Origin of the sequence: Xanthomonas pisi DSM 18956, from assembly GCF_001010415.1 — a bacterium.
Taxonomy (GTDB): Bacteria; Pseudomonadota; Gammaproteobacteria; order Xanthomonadales; family Xanthomonadaceae; genus Xanthomonas; species Xanthomonas pisi.
On sequence record NZ_JPLE01000250.1, the window covers coordinates 1 to 590 of the forward strand.

A 590-nucleotide genomic window follows, 5' to 3' on the forward strand; every position below is an offset into this window, starting at 1 on the left:
TATTTCTCGTTTTAGTTCGGAACGAAGGGAAAGTTTTGCGCCTTTATAAAACAACGACTTACGCGACCCTCCCTAACGGTCCGATATAGGTGTCTATATAAAACAAGGACTTACGCGATGTTCTCCATTTAACGTAATACCTGTTATGCGAACTAAGGCGCATCTCGACGAAGATTATGCGACGACGAAGGGAAGGATAAAGGAGTTTTCGCGGAGAAGCGCATCGAGATAGGGGCGAAGAAAAGCCGCGACTAAGCGCGGCCTATTAGTAACGGAAGGATATTATAAGGAGACAATTTTAAAATAAGTTACTTCGCCGCCGAGTTGCGGTACAGTGAGATATTCGCCGCCGATTTCGGTAATCGTATAGACGAAGCCGTTAATCGTTACGCGGGATGATACGATGTCCTCGTCGCGATACTTGTAAAGGTCGAGGAAGTTGATCGGCTCATAAATAGGTTCGATAGTTGCGTCTACGTTAGAGAGATAAACGCTCTCTAAGGTTTCGCCAAATACGTTAGAGTTTTCGGAAGTCTCGACGCGAGCGGAACGGATAGCGGCTAAAGTAATCATAATAATCTCCTACTTGG

1 protein-coding gene is annotated in these 590 nt (G+C 45.4%); it reads right to left on the reverse strand.

Features of this window, described 5'->3' with window-relative positions; genetic code table 11:
• Positions 1–282: 282 nt before the first annotated feature.
• Complete coding sequence (locus Y887_RS17900) at positions 283–573, reverse strand: hypothetical protein (RefSeq protein WP_046965639.1); 291 nt, start codon at positions 571–573, stop codon at positions 283–285.
• Between the last annotated feature and the right edge of the window lie 17 nt (positions 574–590).